Source organism: uncultured Methanobrevibacter sp. (assembly GCF_902769175.1).
Lineage (GTDB): Archaea > Methanobacteriota > Methanobacteria > Methanobacteriales > Methanobacteriaceae > Methanobrevibacter.
Genome location: NZ_CACXNW010000065.1, coordinates 1 through 2,069, shown reverse-complemented (window position 1 = coordinate 2,069; position 2,069 = coordinate 1). Strand labels below are relative to the sequence as shown.

2 protein-coding genes and 1 pseudogene are annotated in these 2,069 nt (G+C 31.8%); all 3 read right to left on the bottom strand.

Translation table 11 applies throughout. From position 1 onward, the window contains the following. Window positions 1-462: deoxyhypusine synthase family protein (locus tag QZV12_RS13570; protein WP_295622703.1), on the bottom strand; the 462-nt coding region annotated here is incomplete at its 3' end. Between the two features lie 36 nt (window positions 463-498). Further along, a complete protein-coding gene (locus QZV12_RS13565; RefSeq protein ID WP_295622700.1) occupies window positions 499-1,422 on the bottom strand; it encodes a CBS domain-containing protein in 924 nt (307 codons plus the stop codon). 416 nt (window positions 1,423-1,838) lie between these two features. Next, window positions 1,839-2,069, bottom strand: a pseudogene (locus QZV12_RS13560) (ATP phosphoribosyltransferase); the annotation flags it as partial.

Sequence of the window (2,069 nt, the reverse complement as noted above, 5' to 3'; positions counted from 1 at the left end):
TAGGATTGAATTGTCATCATCAATCAATAATCCAACTTCTTTTAACAATCTTTGAATGGAAATGATTCCCTTATCCTCATCATTGTCCAAATCCTCGCTGATTTTCTCAAAAATCTTGATTATTTCACTTTCAAATACCTCAAAGTCATCTCCTTGAGTGTAAACATCAGCGATTCTGCCTATTCCAGCATCATTAAGCTCTTCATCATTTGTTCCGAGATCCCTATAATGTCTTCCTCCAAAGGCTTCAAGCAAGTCATGGGTAATGTTTGCACCGCTTGTAATCAAGACCTTGATTCTTTTTTCTCTGATTAAATCAGCAACGATATTACGCATTCCACCAGGAACCAATGGACCACCTAAACTCATGAAGATGTCCATATCCTCATCATTAATCATATCAACAAGCAAATTAGAAGCTCTTGCAACTCTTCCAGAACCTAAAACACCTGATTTAGAAATGAAAAAAAGACAATTTTTCTTCTAATTGATTTAAAATTAAATTTCATCTTCCAAATCGTTATCATTCAACAATGGGAAATTGTTTAGATTTGTAATCTTTTCAATCAAGTCGGTACGGGTAACAACACCTATTGGAGTGTAGTCATCATCAACCACAATCAATCTGCTTATTCCAAACTTATACATCTTGTAAACTGCAGTGGCTATCTTTGTATCCTTATCAATGAAGAACAAGCGCTTGGACATTATATCCCTAACGTCTTCATTTTCCTTTCCTTCAGCCAATGCCTTTACAATATCCACCAATGAAACCATACCAATAGCTACACCTTCGGTAATTACTGGTGCTCCATCGATATTGTTTTTTGAAAGAAGACAAGCAGCATCCTTAATTGAATCTCCAGGCTTTAGATAAATCAAATCCAATGTAGCAATTTCATAAACAGAGTTTTTAGGAATGCTTCTGATAGTGCTGATATCCAAGAGGAGGATATTGTCCATATCGTCCCTTCCTACGATTTCACCAATAACCCCAAGGTTATTAACAGGGGTAGGTCCTACACGAATGATATCTCCTACATGCAAATCCTTAATGCTTCCTAAAACCTTAATGACCGCTTCACATTCACCAGGATGAGGTACGCTTGTAAACTCAATCTTAGCTACTGAAACATCCTCTAACTTTTTGTTTTCCTTATAGACAGGAACTTTAGCATTGCTGTCTGAAACTGAAATGTTTAATGTATGGTATGCTTCAATAGTAGGCTTATAGCCACCACGAGGTCCTGGCACTCCCTTTACAAGACTTAAGCTTCTAAGGGATTGCATCTGATTTCTGACGGTACCTGGATTTCTGTTCATCACTTCAGCAATGTCTTCACCCTTAATGGACTTGCCATCTGAATTTTGATACAAATTAATTAAAGTCTGTAAAATTTCCTTTTGTACAGAAGTCAACATTTTAGACACCTAAATGTAAAAATACAAGCATTTTGCAAATAAAACACTTAACCAACTTAAATCAACAGTTCTTTTAAGAAAATATCATTATAAATTAAGAATCATAATGATAAATTCAAATAAATTATAATGATTTATCATAATTTAACATTATTATTAAGTGATTTATACCTTATTATATAAAAAGATATTGTTTTTTTATTAAAAATCATTATAAATAAAAATAAATTATCATGTTTTTTAGGCATAATTCTTAATTTATAATGAATAATTAAATTAACTAAGAAGAAAAATAGCTATTAAAGCCTAAAAAAGAAAAATAAGATAAAAAAAAAAAAAAAAAAAAAAAAAAAAAAAAAAAAATAAAAATAAAAAAAAAAAAAAAAAAAAAAGATTTGGAAATTAGTCCAAATAAGTTAAATCACATATTGCTTTACATCGCTTCTTATAATTGAAGAAGCACCTAATGCTCTTATTCCATCTAACATTTCAGGGAAATGCTCTTTAGGAATCAAGACATTGATCTGTGAAAAGCTTGATCCTTGATTGACAGTTGGCTCTGCACTGCAGAACTTGTTTTCAACCAAATAATTTGAAACCTTTTCAATGGATTCGTTTGCAATATTGAATTTCACATCAAAGTATTT

Excerpts from the sequence above, each read along its gene's own strand:
- QZV12_RS13565 (WP_295622700.1), bottom strand. The coding sequence starts at position 1,422 with ATGTTGACTTCTGTACAAAAGGAAATTTTACAGACTTTAATTAATTTG.